This is a genomic window from Sphaerisporangium sp. NPDC051017 (genome assembly GCF_040683095.1).
Lineage (GTDB): Bacteria > Actinomycetota > Actinomycetes > Streptosporangiales > Streptosporangiaceae > Sphaerisporangium.
Genome location: NZ_JBFBCI010000014.1, coordinates 82,167 through 96,021 on the forward strand (window position 1 = coordinate 82,167; position 13,855 = coordinate 96,021).

The 13,855-nt window shown below is 71.5% G+C and carries 15 protein-coding genes and 1 pseudogene; 7 read left to right on the forward strand and 9 right to left on the reverse strand.

Features of this window, described 5'->3' with window-relative positions:
• Positions 1–4: 4 nt before the first annotated feature.
• From AB0M95_RS14805 to AB0M95_RS14835, 7 genes are all read right to left on the reverse strand, one after another.
• Complete coding sequence (locus tag AB0M95_RS14805; protein WP_363763853.1) at positions 5–445, reverse strand: hypothetical protein; 441 nt, start codon at positions 443–445, stop codon at positions 5–7.
• 3 nt (positions 446–448) lie between these two features.
• The gene (locus AB0M95_RS14810) at positions 449–931 is read right to left on the reverse strand and encodes a helix-turn-helix transcriptional regulator (RefSeq protein WP_358525743.1); all 483 of its coding nucleotides are present in this window, start codon (positions 929–931) and stop codon (positions 449–451) included.
• A 93-nt stretch (positions 932–1,024) separates the two neighbouring features.
• On the reverse strand, positions 1,025–1,951 hold the full coding sequence (locus tag AB0M95_RS14815; protein WP_363763856.1) for a M56 family metallopeptidase: 927 nt from the start codon (positions 1,949–1,951) through the stop codon (positions 1,025–1,027).
• Complete coding sequence (locus AB0M95_RS14820; protein WP_358525740.1) at positions 1,948–2,304, reverse strand: BlaI/MecI/CopY family transcriptional regulator; 357 nt, start codon at positions 2,302–2,304, stop codon at positions 1,948–1,950. The genes AB0M95_RS14815 and AB0M95_RS14820 overlap by 4 nt, the downstream gene beginning before the upstream one ends.
• Before the next feature lie 25 nt (positions 2,305–2,329).
• Positions 2,330–3,178 (reverse strand): class II fructose-bisphosphate aldolase, encoded by an 849-nt coding sequence (locus AB0M95_RS14825; protein ID WP_363763859.1) that lies wholly within the window; start codon positions 3,176–3,178, stop codon positions 2,330–2,332.
• Complete coding sequence (locus AB0M95_RS14830; protein ID WP_363763862.1) at positions 3,166–4,047, reverse strand: PfkB family carbohydrate kinase; 882 nt, start codon at positions 4,045–4,047, stop codon at positions 3,166–3,168. Before AB0M95_RS14830 ends, AB0M95_RS14825 begins: the two co-directional genes overlap by 13 nt.
• Positions 4,048–4,062: 15 nt before the next feature.
• Positions 4,063–4,947, reverse strand: a complete 885-nt coding sequence (locus AB0M95_RS14835) for a sugar isomerase (RefSeq protein WP_363763864.1) — start codon at positions 4,945–4,947, stop codon at positions 4,063–4,065.
• Between the two features lie 413 nt (positions 4,948–5,360).
• Between AB0M95_RS14835 and AB0M95_RS14840 the strand changes: the two genes are divergently transcribed.
• The 7 genes and pseudogenes from AB0M95_RS14840 to AB0M95_RS14870 form a co-directional block, all read left to right on the forward strand.
• Positions 5,361–6,176, forward strand: a complete 816-nt coding sequence (locus tag AB0M95_RS14840; RefSeq protein WP_363763867.1) for an endo alpha-1,4 polygalactosaminidase — start codon at positions 5,361–5,363, stop codon at positions 6,174–6,176.
• A gap of 142 nt (positions 6,177–6,318) precedes the next feature.
• Positions 6,319–7,647, forward strand: a complete 1,329-nt coding sequence (locus AB0M95_RS14845; protein WP_363763870.1) for an ABC transporter substrate-binding protein — start codon at positions 6,319–6,321, stop codon at positions 7,645–7,647.
• Positions 7,648–7,665: 18 nt separating this feature from the next.
• Positions 7,666–8,637 (forward strand): sugar ABC transporter permease, encoded by a 972-nt coding sequence (locus tag AB0M95_RS14850; protein ID WP_363763873.1) that lies wholly within the window; start codon positions 7,666–7,668, stop codon positions 8,635–8,637.
• On the forward strand, positions 8,634–9,524 hold the full coding sequence (locus AB0M95_RS14855; RefSeq protein ID WP_363763875.1) for a carbohydrate ABC transporter permease: 891 nt from the start codon (positions 8,634–8,636) through the stop codon (positions 9,522–9,524). The genes AB0M95_RS14850 and AB0M95_RS14855 overlap by 4 nt, the downstream gene beginning before the upstream one ends.
• 41 nt (positions 9,525–9,565) lie before the next feature.
• Positions 9,566–10,573 carry a carbohydrate kinase family protein gene (locus tag AB0M95_RS14860; protein ID WP_363763878.1) on the forward strand — a complete coding sequence of 336 codons (1,008 nt, stop codon included), beginning with the start codon at positions 9,566–9,568 and terminating at the stop codon, positions 10,571–10,573.
• The gene (locus AB0M95_RS14865) at positions 10,570–11,880 is read left to right on the forward strand and encodes an alpha-glucosidase/alpha-galactosidase (protein WP_363763881.1); all 1,311 of its coding nucleotides are present in this window, start codon (positions 10,570–10,572) and stop codon (positions 11,878–11,880) included. Before AB0M95_RS14860 ends, AB0M95_RS14865 begins: the two co-directional genes overlap by 4 nt.
• A 32-nt stretch (positions 11,881–11,912) precedes the next feature.
• Positions 11,913–12,113 (forward strand): annotated as a pseudogene (locus tag AB0M95_RS14870) (macro domain-containing protein); the annotation flags it as partial.
• On the opposite strand, the gene AB0M95_RS14875 reads toward AB0M95_RS14870, so the two are convergent.
• Both AB0M95_RS14875 and AB0M95_RS14880 read right to left on the reverse strand, forming a co-directional pair.
• Positions 12,110–12,931: a class I SAM-dependent methyltransferase gene (locus AB0M95_RS14875; protein ID WP_363763883.1), complete on the reverse strand. Its 822-nt coding sequence runs from the start codon at positions 12,929–12,931 to the stop codon at positions 12,110–12,112. The pseudogene AB0M95_RS14870 and the gene AB0M95_RS14875 sit on opposite strands and share 4 nt — an antisense overlap.
• Before the next feature lie 10 nt (positions 12,932–12,941).
• The gene (locus AB0M95_RS14880; RefSeq protein WP_358525719.1) at positions 12,942–13,682 is read right to left on the reverse strand and encodes an SDR family NAD(P)-dependent oxidoreductase; all 741 of its coding nucleotides are present in this window, start codon (positions 13,680–13,682) and stop codon (positions 12,942–12,944) included.
• Positions 13,683–13,855 lie beyond the last annotated feature (173 nt).

Consider the following 13,855-nt stretch of genomic DNA (forward strand, 5'->3'; position numbering starts at 1 on the left):
GGTGTCAGCGCTTGGCGGCGGTGGCGCGGGCGCCGGTCTTGCGGGCCTGCGGACGGCCGGCGGCCGTGGGCTGGGCGCTGGAGGCGACCTCTTCGAGCTCCAGCGCGGCCTCGCCGGTCACCCGGCTGACGACCTTACGGCCGCGGTTGGCGAACTCGTCGTACAGCTCGGCGGCCTTGGCGCCGAGGGTGTCGGCGTACTCGCGGGCCTTGCCGGGGAGGTCGCGGGCCACGGCCTCGGCCTTGACCTGGACGTTCCCGGCGTACCTGCGCGCCATGGTCGGCAGATCGCGAGCGACCTCGCCGACCTCGGCCCGGCGGGACTGCAGGCGCTGGAACCGCCCGGGCAGCTCGCGCAGCTTCTCCATCGCGAAGTCGCCCGCGCCGGCGACGGCATAGAACGGCTTGGACTCGGCGAGCTTCTTGACCTCGTCGTTAATAGGCATGGGTTAACCTTCCTTGGGTTCCGGTTGAATGCGGCCGTTCGGCGAGGAGGTCGCACCCTCCTGCGTGGGAACCGCGTCGACCACATGAGGCTCCGACCCTGCCCGAGTGTCTTCGTCGGGCTGCTCGGCCTGGGTCGGGGCCTCGGCGCGGTTCTCCTTGCGGAACGACTCGTAGATGTCGATCAGCACCTGACGTTGCCGTTCGGTGAGTCCGCGGTCGGCCCGGATCGCGGCGAGCACGTCGCTGTCGGGCTCGCGGTCTTCGATGAGCCCCGCCTGCACGTACAGCGCCTGCGACGAGATGCGCAGGCCCTTGGCGATCTGGTTGAGGATCTCCGCGCTCGGCTTGCGCAGCCCCCGCTCGATCTGGCTCAGGTACGGGTTCGAGACCCCCGCCTGAGTGGCGAGCTGGCGCAGGGAGATCTTCGCCTGCTTCCGCTGATCGCGGATGTACTCGCCGATCGAGCCGACCTTCGGTAGTTCCATGACTTCAGTCTGCATCATGCTGCTTGCAGTTGCAAACTCATCGGCTAACACCAGCAAGCGCCGTGTCGGCGGGCCGAACGGAAGGCGGGCGGGTCAGCCGGGGTAGATCCAGAGCAGCGGGGCGGACACCGACAGGAGGACCGAGAACGTGACCAGGCTGTACCGGAACCGCCTCGGCAGCTCGGCGCCCGGCTTGATCAGGCGGTTCACCCGGGCCATCACCTGCTCACCCCCCACCCCGAGCGCGCCGTCCGGCGCGGGGACGGCCCCCGCCGTGCCGAACCGCAGCAGCGCGGTCGCCAGGCGGCGCGGCGAGCAGTAGCGGCGGGCGCGGTCGTCGGCGGCCATCTCGACCAGCAGGGCGACCGCGGAGTGCGCGTCGCGCACGACGCGCAGCCAGGGGAGCATCGAGTTGAGCGCGGTGAACGGCAGCAGCACCAGGTCGTGCCGCTCGCGCGCGTGGGCCACCTCGTGGGCCAGCACGGCGGTCAGCTCGTCCGGGTGCAGCAGCGACAGCGTGCCCACGCTCACCACGACCTCCGAGCGCAGGCCGGGCAGGCAGTACGCCGCCACGCGCGGGTGGTCGACCACGCGGACGCCGGGCACGCCCGGGTCGTCACGGGCGATCAGGGACAGCAGCACGCGGTGGCGCCTGCGGGCGCGCAGCGTCAGCGCCCCGGCCATGAGCAGCACCGAGATCAGCACCGCCAACAGCGTCAGGCCGGCCACGAGGGCGGCGACGCGGGGAAGGTCGTACGGCTGGAGCAGGCCGAACCCCATGCCGAACGAGATCGCCGAGTCTGCGAAGGCGTGCAGGCCGTACACGACGCCGGCGCCGTACGGCTCCAGCGCGTACGCGAGCATCGCGCCGACGGTGGCCAGGCCCCAGGTGACGCCGAGGGACTGCCACAGCAGGATGGCGGCGCGCGGAGCCCGCCACGGCCACCGCGCCGACGTGAGTCGCCACGCACCGACAACGCACGCGATGGCGAGCGCGGTCAGGACAGCGGCTGTGATCACTCTTCTTCCAGCTCCGTGAGTGCTTTACGCAGGATTTCGGCCTCGGAGCCAGAGACCGTCTGGGCGAAGCGCGTGAGCGCGGCCGAGCGGTCCCCGGTCATGTCGAGAGCTTCCAGCATAAGCTCCGCGACGTACGCGTCACGGCTTGCGGCCGGTTCGTAACGCCAGGCGCGGCCGTCACGGGTGCGGGTCAGGAAGTTTTTCCGGGTCAATCGGTCGAGAACGGTCATCACCGTGGTCGGGGCGAGATCCCGATCGGCGATGAGACGGCCGACCTCTCTGGCGGTCAGAGGGCCTTCGTGGGCCCAGAGGATGTCCATGATGCTGCGTTCAAGCTCGCCGAGACCCTTCACGCAGTTCAGCCTACCTTGAGTAGTACTACGTCGCGTAGAGGCCAGGTGTGTCGTCCGTGCCGGCCGCGATGACCTTGAGCAGGTGGGCCACCACGGCGGATATCGCGTCGCGGGCCGGGGCGAGGTACTTGCGCGGGTCCACGTGGGCCTGGAGGGATTCGCGGACGGCGCCGGTGAAGGCGACGTTGAGCGCCGTGCCGATGTTGATCTTCACCATGCCGCTGAGGACGGCCTGGCGGAGCTCGTCGTCGGGGACGCCGGAGGAGCCGTGCAGGACCAGAGGGACGGGAAGGGCGGCGCGCAGTTCCCGGATGAGCGCGTGGTCGAGGGTTGCGGTCCTGTCGGTCATGGCGTGGGAACTGCCGACGGCGACGGCCAGGGCGTCCACGCCGGTGGCGGCTACGAAGGCCGTGGCCTCACCGGGGTCGGTCCGCGCGCCGTGGGCGTGGGCGCCGTCCTTGCCGCCGACCTCGCCGAGCTCGGCCTCCAGCCAGAGGCCGTGCGCGTGCGCCCAGGCGGCGGCCTCGGCGGTGCGGGCCATGTTCTCCGCGTAGTCGTGGTGGGAGCCGTCGTACATGACCGAGCCGAAGCCGTGGTCGGCCGCCTGGTGGAGCAGGCCGACGTCGGTGACGTGGTCCAGGTGGAGGCCGACCGGGGCGGAGGAGTTCTCGGCGAGCGCGGCGGTGGCGGCGGCGATGGGACCGAGGCGGCCATGGTGGAACTTGACCGCGTTCTCGCTGATCTGGCAGATGACCGCGGTGTCGGCCGTTTCCGCGCCCGCGATGATGGCCTCGGCGTGTTCCAGGGTGATCACGTTGAAGGCGGCGACGCCGCGGCCGAACGTCACGAGGTCGGCGGTTCTCACCAGGGGCATGGGACTTCCTTCACGATCACGTGCTGCTTGAGTCGGTGGTAGGTGGCCAGGTCGACCTCGCCGGCGACGGGCGTGACTACCGCCGAGGCCGAAAGGGCCACGGCGTCGGCCAGGGCGGCGGGCCATGGGACGTCGTCGCGGAGCGCCACGGCCAGGGCGGCCGCCGCCGCGTCGCCGGCGCCGGTCGGGTTGCCGCGCAGGACCTCCGGCGGCGCGGCCTCCCAGCACCCCGCAGGGGTGCGGGCGAGCATGCCCGCAGGCCCGCGTGAGACGACCAGGGTCACGGCGCGGGGGTCGAGCGCCGCCTCCGCGAGCTCGCCGGCGTTCGGTTTGACGAGGTCGGGACGGGCCGCCGAGCCCAAGCGCAGAGCCGGTCCGCTGCTGTCCAGGAGCACCTTCGCCCCTGCCTCGCGGGCCAGCCGGGTGAGCACGGCGTAGGCGTCGTCCGGCAGCCCTCGGGGAAGGCTGCCCGACAGGACGACGACCCTGGCCCGGGAGGCGTGGGCGGCGAAACGCGCCTGGAAGTCGTGCCACTCGCCGGGGGTCACGGCCGGGCCGGGCTCGGAGAAGACCGTGGCGTCGGTGTCGGTGACCGTCACCACCCGGCGGGTGTCGCCGCCGATCGGGACGAAGTCGTGGGGCACGGCGGCGCCCGCCAGTTCCCGCGAGACCATCGCGCCGGTCGGCCCCCCGCACAACCCGGTGGCGAGCGCCCGCCGGCCGAGCGTCGTGAGGACGCGGGCCACGTTGACGCCCTTGCCGCCGCCCCGGGCGCGCACGGCCCGGATCCGGTGAGTGGTGTGGCGGGTGAGGGCCGGGACCTCGTAGGTGACGTCGAGGGCGAGGTTGAGCGTGACGGTGAGGATCATCCCGGCCGGTGCCGATCAGGCCAGGATGACCGAGCGGGTCAGGTTGCGAGGCTCGTCCGGATTGAGGCCCTTGCGCTCGGCCAGCGCGACCGCCAGCCGCTGCGCCCGGATCAGGTCCGCGACGGGGTCGAGGGTGGACACGGAGACGACCGCGCCGGTCCGTTCCACGTCGGCGGCCAGCCCGGCGGGCGGCTCTCCGAAGAACCAGGTGACGCTGTTCTCGTCCGTCACGCTGATCGGCCCGTGCCGGTACTCCATCGCCGGGTACGACTCGGTCCACGATCCGGACGCCTCGCGCAGCTTGAGCGCCGCCTCGTTCGCGAGCCCGTTGGTCCACCCCGCGCCGAGGAACGTGAACTGCCCGCGCTCGGCGGCGCCGGACGGCAGCGGCGCGTCCACGGCCGCGGCGGCCTGGGCGACCAGATCGGCGGGCAGCAGCGACGGCTCGTCGAGCGCCAGATGGGCGCGCAGCAGGGTCAGGGCGGTGGTCGCGAACCGCGTCTGCACGACCGACACCTCGTCGGCGAACTCCAGGCCGACGAGCACGTCGGTCACCTGCGAGATCGGCGTGGACGGATCGCCGGTCAGCGCGACGGTCGGCGCCGAGCAAGCCTTCAGCAGCGACAGGACCTCGGTCGTGGTGCCGGAGCGGCAGATCGCCACCACCCGGTCGTACGCGCGCCGGTGCGGAAACTCGGAGGCCGCGAACGCGTCGGTCTCGCCCAGTCCGGCGGACTCGCGCAACCCCGCGTAGGCCTGGGCGATGAACAGGGACGTCCCGCAGCCGACGACCGCGACCCGCTCTCCCGCCGAGGGCAGCCCCGAGACGTCACCCGCCAGCTCGATCGCCCGCTCCCAGCAGGACGGCTGGCTGGCGATCTCGTCCGATACGAACGTCATCTCACGCTCCTTGTGCACAAACATGCTCGATCTGTGCACTGAACGTACAAGAATGCTCAATCGTCGGCAAGGATCGCGCACGTGATCCTTCTATCCGGAGGTCTGCGCTGGTCAGCGCCCTCCGCCCCCGCGTCGCCCGCACGATCAGGCGGCGCGCGGGTCTCACCTCGGGCTGCCGCCGGTGATTTTTTCAGCCCGTAACGCCGTGAATACGAGCGTTAATGTGCAATCTCGGGCTCTTGACATGACCACTTCTGCTCGATTTACTCCGGGGAACGCCGACTACGAGCTTCGGTGTCAGAGGTACGCCTAGCCGGTAAGTGGCCCCGCCATCAGCCCGGCCTGAGTCGCCAGGACCGCACGTCAGCGCGCTCCGAGGCGGGGACGTACCCATTACCGTCTGGAGCGCGAGAATGATCGCCAGTCGTATCCGCATCCGCACGTGTCTCAACGCGGCCGCCGTCCTCGCGGCGGCGCTCCTCGCCCCCCTGCTCGCGACCCCCGCCGCCTCGGCGGCCACCGTCACCCTGCCCCCGGCGCACGCCGGGTTCGACTACCAGATCGGCGGCGCCTACACCCCGCCCGCCGGAGTCACGGTCGTCAGCCGCGACCGCACGGCCAGTCCCGCCGCCGGGCTGTACAACATCTGCTATGTCAACGCCTTCCAGGTTCAGCCGGGCGAGCAGGGGACGTGGGACTCCGACCTGCTCCTGCGCGACGCCAACGGCAACGTCGTCATCGACCCGGGATGGGGGGAGGCGCTGCTGGACCTGCGTACCGACGCCAAGCGGCAGCGGATCGCCGCCAAGGTGAACGGCTGGATCGACGGCTGCAAGAGCAAGGGGTTCCAGGCGGTGGAGCCCGACAACTACGACAGCTACAGCCGTTCCAAGAATCTGCTGACGACGGCGAACGCCCAGGCGTACATCAAACTGCTCTCCGCGCACGCACATGGCCAGGGCCTGGCGATAGCCCAGAAGAACACCGTGGAACTGGCCGGCTCACGTGTGGCGAACGGGCTCGACTTCGCGGTCGCCGAGGAGTGCGGCTACTACAGGGAGTGCGGTGACTACACCTCGGCGTTCGGCAACAACGTCATCGTGATCGAGTACAACGCGACGGGCCTGTCGAGGGCCTGCTCGGGGTGGGGCTCCACGCTGAGCATCGTCCGCCGCGACTTGGACGTCTCTCCCATCGGCAGTGGCGGATACGTCCGCCGTACCTGCTGAGCACCTGCCGGTCAGGGCCGCCCTCCGGACGGCCCTGACCGCGCCGGCGATGGCGGGTGGCGTGCCACACTCACCGGCCACGGCATCGCCACCCGCCAAGCCGGAACCGGCTCTCCGTGTCTTATCTGTTCTTGGAGTAAAGATGGGTGCAGTCCATCCCAACGCCTCACTTCCTTCGCGGCGCGGCGTCCTGCGCGGCGGAGCACTCGCGCTCGCCGCGCTCGCCGGCGCGTCGCTGTCCGGGTGCGCCTCGGGCTCCGACGCCGGCGCCGACGCGGGCGGACCGGTCACGATCGAGCTCTGGCACGGGCAGGCCGATACCGGCCGCAAGGCCATCGAACGGCTGGTGAAGGACTTCGAGCGCACCCATCCCGGCATCCGGATCGACACGAGCGGGGGAGTGATCGCCGACGCGATGCTGCAGAAGGTCACGGCCGCGCTCGCCGCCGGCTCCTACCCCGACATCGCCTACATCTTCGGGTCGGACCTCGCCAATGTGGCACGCAGTCCCCAGGTGGCGGACCTGACCGACCTGGTGAACTCCGGTCCCACGCCATGGACGGACTACTGGGCGCCCGCGCGGGAGGCCGTCACCGTCAAAGGCCGGGTCAAGGCGGTTCCCGCCCTGCTCGACTCGCTCGCCGTGGTGTGCAACAAGAAGCTGTTCCGCGCGGCCGGAGTCCCGCTGCCCAAGGCGGGCTGGACGTGGCAGGAGTTCACGGACACGGCCAAGCGGCTGACCGACGCGGGCGGCGGCATCTTCGGCACCGGCTGGCCGGGGGCGGGCGACGAGGACACGGTGTGGCGGCTGTGGCCGCTGATCTGGGACCTCGGCGGCGACGTGGTCACCGCGGACGGACGCGAGGTCGGGTTCGCGGCCACGGGTGAGCGGGCACTGGGAGTGGTGCAGACGCTCGCCCACGACAAGAGCGTCTACATCGACCCCAAGCCGGCCGGCGAGCAGATGTACCAGGTGTTCCTCTCCGGCCGGATGGCGATGGTCGTCACCGGTCCCTGGGAGCTCCCGGACATCGCCGACGCCAAGATCGACTATCACGTGGTGCCGCTGCCGAGCTTCAGCGGGCGGCCGATCACGATCTCGGGGCCCGACACCTGGACGGTGTTCGACAACGGCGAGGCGCGGGTACGCGCGGCCGGCACCTTCCTGACCTGGCTGACGCAGCCCGAGCAGGACGTGCGGTGGGACGTGGACGCGGGCAGCCTGCCGCTGAGCAAGCGGACCGAGAACCTGCCCGCCTGGCGCGAGAAGACCGCAGGCACCGAAGGGCTGGCGGTGTTCACCAAGACACTGGAGACGGCGCGCGTGCGGCCCAACCACCCCGGCTACCCGCAGATCTCCAGCGCGCTCGCCCAGGCCATCGTCGCCGTGCTCCTCGGCAAGAGCACCCCCGCGGAGGCTCTGCGTGTCTGCGTGGGCAAGGCCAACACCGCCCTGCGCATCCCGCGCTGAGCATGCCGAGGAGCCTCCATGCCTAGTCTGCCCACGCCGATCACTATCGCCGACGGTGCCAAGGAACGGTCCATCCCGCGCCGGTCGACCGGGCCCTGGTACACCCGGCGCCGCCAGGAGGCCACGACCGCCTGGGCGTTCATCTCTCCCGCCGTCCTGATCATCATCGGGCTCAGCGTCGTGCCCGTGGTGTGGTCGCTGCTGCTGTCCTTCCAGGCCGACGACCTGGTCACGCCGAGCGTCTGGGTCGGGCTGGACAACTACCGGGCCCTGGCCGAGGATCCGAACTTCGGCCAGGCCGTGCGCAACACCCTGCTGTACACCGCGATGTACGTCCCGCTCAGCATGGGCCTCGGGCTGGCGCTCGCCCTCGTGCTGAACCGGCCCGTCAAGCTGGTCGGGTTGTACCGGACATTGATCTTCGTGCCGTTCGTCATCTCGCCGACGGCTCAGGGCACGTTGTTCTCCTTCATCCTCGACCCGGAGTTCGGCGCGGCCAACTCGGTGCTGCACGCCCTCGGCATCTCCCCCCAGGGGTTCCTCACCGACCCCGCCCAGGCCCTGCTCGTCCTGGTGGGGATCACCTTGTGGAGCGGCACGGGATTCTGCGTGGTCGTGTACCTCGCGGCCCTGCAGGACGTGTCGCCGTCCCTGATCGAGGCGGCGCGGCTCGACGGGGCCGGCCGGGTGCGCCTGCTGCGCCACATCACCCTGCCCACACTCGCGCCGGTCAGCGTGTTCCTGGTGCTGTGGCAGACCATCAACGCCCTGCAGGTCTTCGATCTGGTGTACGTGACGACCAAGGGAGGGCCGCTCGGCGCCACCACCGTGATCGTCTACTTCATCTGGGAGCAGGCGTTCAAGAACTTCTCCGCCGGATACGGTGCCGCGGCGGCCTACGTCCTGGCGCTGGCCCTGCTCGTGATCGGCGTCGGCCTGCGGGTGGTCCGCGGCCGTGAGCGCCGCCGCATTGAAGGAGCGACATCTTGATCACGACGGCAGGCGTGTCCGAGCGCACTCACCGCCGGACGGCGCCGGCCCCCGGGCCCCGGCGGGGCGGCGTCAGGCTGCCGTTCAGCGCCTGGCACCTCCTTCTCGCCCCGCTCGCGCTGGCATTCGCGATTCCGCTGATCTGGTTGCTGCTCAGCTCAGTCATGAGCGACGCGGAGATCAACCGTTTCCCTCCCGCGCTCTGGCCTTCCGGCATCGACCTCGGCGGATACCAGTACGTGCTGAGCAACGCGGGGTTCCCCCGATGGTTCGCCAACTCGCTCATCGTCTCGGTCACCGCCGTCGTGGCCAACCTGGTGTTCGGCGCGCTCGGAGGCTACGCGTTCGCCCGTATGCGGTTCGCGGGCTCCCGTGTGCTCCTGGTGCTGATCCTGGCCACGATGGTGATCCCCTTCCAGCTCACCATGATTCCGACGTTCCTGGTCATGAAGCGCCTCGGGCTCATCGACACGCTGGGCGCGCTGATCGTCCCCTCGCTGGTCACGCCGTTCGCCGTCTTCCTGTTGCGGCAGTTCTTCCTCTCCCTGCCGAGGGAGCTGGAGGAGGCGGCCTGGATCGACGGCTGCTCGCGGTTGCGGGTGCTGGTCCGCGTGGTGTTGCCGCTGTCACGCCCCGCGCTGAGCACGGTCGCGGTCCTGACGTTCCTGGCCACCTGGAACGACCTGACCTGGCCGCTGATCGCCATCAACCACGACACCCAGTACACCCTCCAGCTGGGACTGGCGACCTTCCAGGGCAGGCACCACACGAAGTGGGCCGCCGTCATGGCGGGCAACGTGATCACGGTGGTGCCGGTGCTGCTCGCCTTCCTCGGCGCGCAGAAGTCGTTCATCCAGTCCATCACCTCCAGCGGCCTCAAGGGCTGACCCCGGCCCGGCCCCTTACACGACGATCCAGAGGAAACGGGATGCCGCCCACCTTCGACCTGCTTGTCATCGGGGATGCCAACCCCGACGTGATCCTCGGCCCGCTGGATGCTCCCCTCGCCTTCGACCAGCGCGAACAGCTCGTCGGCACCGGCGTGCTCACCCTCGGCGGATCCGGGGCGATCATGGCCTGCGGCGCGGCGCGCCTCGGCCTCAGGGTCGCCTTCGCCGGGCTGGTGGGCGACGACGACGCCGGCCGCTACGTACGCGACACCCTGGCCGCGCGCGGTGTCGACACCGCCGCCCTGCGCATGGACCCGGGACTGCCGACCCCGCTCACCGTGGTGATCACGCGCGAGGGCGACCGCGCGATCCTGACCGCCCCCGGCACGCTCGCGGCCACTACCGCCGAGGACGTCCCCGAGCGGCTGCTCACCGGCAGCCGGCACGTACACGCCGCCTCGTACTTCCTGATGCCCGAGCTCGCCGGCGCCCTGCCCGGCCTCTTCCGCACCGCGCGCGCCCACGGCGCCACGACCTCCCTCGACACCAACGACGATCCCACCGGCCGATGGGACCCCGCCGGTCTCGCCGCGGTCCTCGCGGAAACCGGCATCCTGCTGCCGAACGCCCACGAGGCGCGCCACCTCGCCGCGGGTGCCGCCCTTTCCCCGCGGGCGGGCGCCCTTTCCCCGCGGGCGGGCGCCGAGCCGGCCGGGTCGCTGGAGACGGCCGCGGCCGCCCTGGCCGCGCGCGGGCCGCTGGTGGTCGTCAAGAACGGCGCCGACGGCGCTCTCTGCCACGACGGCCGCACTCTCGTCACCACCGCCGGCATCGTCGTGACACCCGCCGACACCGTCGGCGCCGGCGACAGCTTTGACGCCGGCTTCGTCGCCGCGACCCTCAACGGGATGCCGGTCGAAGGCGCCCTGGAGTTCGCCGCCGTCTGCGGTGCCCTGTCGACCCGCGCCCACGGCGGCACAACGGCCCAGCCCACCTGGGACGAGGCCGCCGCCCACATCACCCGCAACGGAGAGAACCGCAGATGACCACCCCAAAGATCACGTTCATCGGCGCCGGGAGCGTCGTCTTCACCCAAGGTCTGCTCGCGGATCTCTTCGCCTTCCCCGAGTTGAAGAACGCCCACATCTCGCTGCACGACATCGACCCCGAACGGCTCGCCACGGCCGAGGCCGCCGCCCGCCACATCGCCGCCCGCCTCGGGGCGAACCCGCGCGTCACCGCCCATACCGACAGGCGTGAATCGCTCGCCGACGCCGACTTCGTGATCAACATCGTGCAGGTCGGCATGGTGGAGGCGACCCGTGTGGACTTCGACGTCCCCGCCCGCCACGGCCTGCGCCAGACGATCGGCGACACCCTCGGCATCGGAGGCATCTTCCGCGCGCTGCGCACCTTCCCGCTGCTCAAGGCGCTGGGAGAGGACATCGCCGCCGTCTGCCCCGAGGCGTGGCTGCTCAACTACACCAACCCCATGGCGATGAACGTCCAGTACCTCACGCAGGCCACCGGCCTGACGCGCGTCGTGGGCCTGTGCCACTCGGTGTACTGGACCATGCGCGGTCTCTCCGACCTCCTCCAGGTGCCGTACGAGGAGGTCACCTACCGCGCGGCGGGGGTCAACCACCAGGCATGGGTGCTGCGCTTCGAGCACGACGGCGCCGACATGTACCCGCGTCTCGACGCCCTGATCGCCGAGGACGAGCAACTGCGCCGCCGGGTCCGCGTGGACATGTACCGCCGCCTGGGCTACTACCCGACCGAGACCAGCGAGCACTCCTCCGAGTACGTGCCCTGGTACCTGCACCACGATGGCGAGGTCGAGCGGCTGCGCCTGCCCGTCGGGGCCTATCTCGACATCGTCGAGGAGAACGTACGCGAGTACGAGAAGACCCGCGACGCCCTCGCCGCCGGAGCCCCGCTCCACGTCGAGGGCACCCTGGAGTACGCCCCGCAGATCATCCACAGCGTCGTCACCGGCACCCCGCGCACCGTCTATGGCAACGTCCCCAACCACGGCCTGATCGACAACCTGCCCGCGCACGGCGTGGTCGAGGTGCCCTGCCTCGTCGACGCCCTCGGCGTCCAGCCCACCCACGTCGGCGCGCTGCCCCCGCAACTGGCCGCGCTCAACCGCGCCTACCTCAGCATGAACGACCTCGTCGTACGCGCCGCGCTCGAAGACGACCCCCGCCACATCCGCCACGCCGCCATGGCCGACCCCGCGACCGCCGCGACCCTGCCGGTCGAACGCATCTGGGCCCTGTGCGACGACATGGTCCGCGCCCACGCCGACCGCCTCCAACCCTCCCTGCGCGCCCTCCTCGGCACCTGAGGGTCGCGGGCCGCCGTTCCACCACCCCGCCAGTCGCCGACGAGCTCGGCGCGGAGACCGTCGCCTTTCCGGCGGTCTCCACGGGCGTCTACCGCCGGCCAATGGACGACGCCGCCCGCATCGCCCTGCCGGCGGTACGCGGCGCCTCCACCCGCGTGGTCGAGGCCCGGTTCGTCCTGTTCGACGCGGCGGCGTACGCCGTCTTCGACGAGGCGCTCGGGGCCACCGCCTAGGGCCGGTCCGGCGCCAGCGCCTGCCACGGGATCGTCAGCTCGCCGAGCCGCCAGCGCCGCCGGCCGCCGAGCGGGGGAGCCGTCGCCACGGGCCAGCGCACGGCCAGCCGTTCCACCGACGCGATCCACCGCGGACGCAGGCCGTACGCCCCGTAGGGCGCCGCGACGCTCCAGGCGTGGTCGAAGTCGCGCAGGAAGGCGTGCACCCGCTCGCCGGGCACGTTGCGGTGGATCAGCGTCTTCGGCAGCCGCTCGGCGAGGTCGGACGGCCGCTCGAACCCCGAAAGGCGCGTGGACAGCGTGAGCGTGCGCGGCCCCCGCGCGTCCAGGGCGACCCAGGCCGCGCGGTGGCCGATCTCCGAGCACGTGCCCTCGACGACCACCCCGCCGGGGGCCAGGCGTGAGCGCAGCAGGTCCCACGCCTCCCACGCCTGCGCCTCGCCGTACTGCCGCAGCACGTTGAAGGCGCGCACGATCAGCGGCCGCCCGCCCACCGGCAGCTCGAAACCGCCCCGGACGAACGTCAGCCCCCGCCGCTCGTGCGCCTTGGCCGCCGCGACGCGCACCGGGTCGATCTCGACGCCCACCACCTCGACGTCCGGGCGGACGCGGCGCAGCCGGGCGAACATCTCGGACGTCGTCACCGGCGAGGCCCCGTACCCGAGGTCCACTACCAGCGGCCGGTCGGCGGACACCAGCAGCGGGCGGTAGACCTCGGCGACCCAGCGGTCGGACCGCCGCAGCCGGTTGTGGCCGGTCGTGCCCCGGGTGATCTCGCCGACAGGCCGCCGCGCCCGCGTCTCACCGCCCCCGCTCATCGGGCGCGGGTCACGAGACCCGGTGCACCTTGTGCTGCGCCGCCTGGGCGCGCGGGCGGATCACCAGCCGGTCGACGTTGACGTGCGCGGGCCGGGTGACGCACCAGGCGATGGCGTCGGCGACGTCGTCGGCGGTCAGCGGGTCCGGCACGCCCTCGTACACCTTCTCGGCGCGCTCGGCGTCGCCCCGGAAGCGGGTGAGCGAGAACTCCTCCGTGTACACCATGCCGGGGGCGACCTCGATGATCCGCACCGGCTCGCCGACCAGTTCCAGGCGCAGCGTCTCGGTCATGGACGTCTGGGCGTGCTTGGCCGCGCAGTAGCCGCCGCCGCCCTCGTAGGAGACCAGCCCGGCCACCGAGGTCAGCATCAGCAGTACGCCGTCGCCGGACTCGATCAGCTTCGGCAGCAGCGCCTGGGTCATCCGCAGCGAGCCGAGCACGTTGACCTCGTACATGCGCTGCCAGTCGTCCGCCAGGCCCTCGGCCACGGTCTCCAGGCCGATCGCGCCGCCCGCGTTGTTGATCAGCACGTCGCACCGGTCCAGTGAGGCCGCGAGCTCCGCCACGGACTCGTCGGAGGTGACGTCCAGTGTGACCGGGCGGATCGAGGGCACCTCCGTGGCGAGCTTGTCCAGGCGGTCGCGGCGCCGGGCGGCGGCCACGACGTCGTAACCCTCCGCCGCGAGCCTGCGCGCCGTCGCCTCGCCGATGCCGCTACTCGCCCCCGTCACCACCGCTGTCTTGCTCATTCGCCGTCCTTATGTTGGCCTTTTAGTGCTCTGTTCTTGCTTTCGACCGTTACGCCCCGGCCAGTGCCGCCCAGGGCTTGGTCATCCGTTCGGTACGCAAGTGTCCGCTACGGTTCCTGGGCGTGCGACGCGTCCCGGAGTCCCGCGCGCGGGCGCCCGCCCGTCATCCTGCC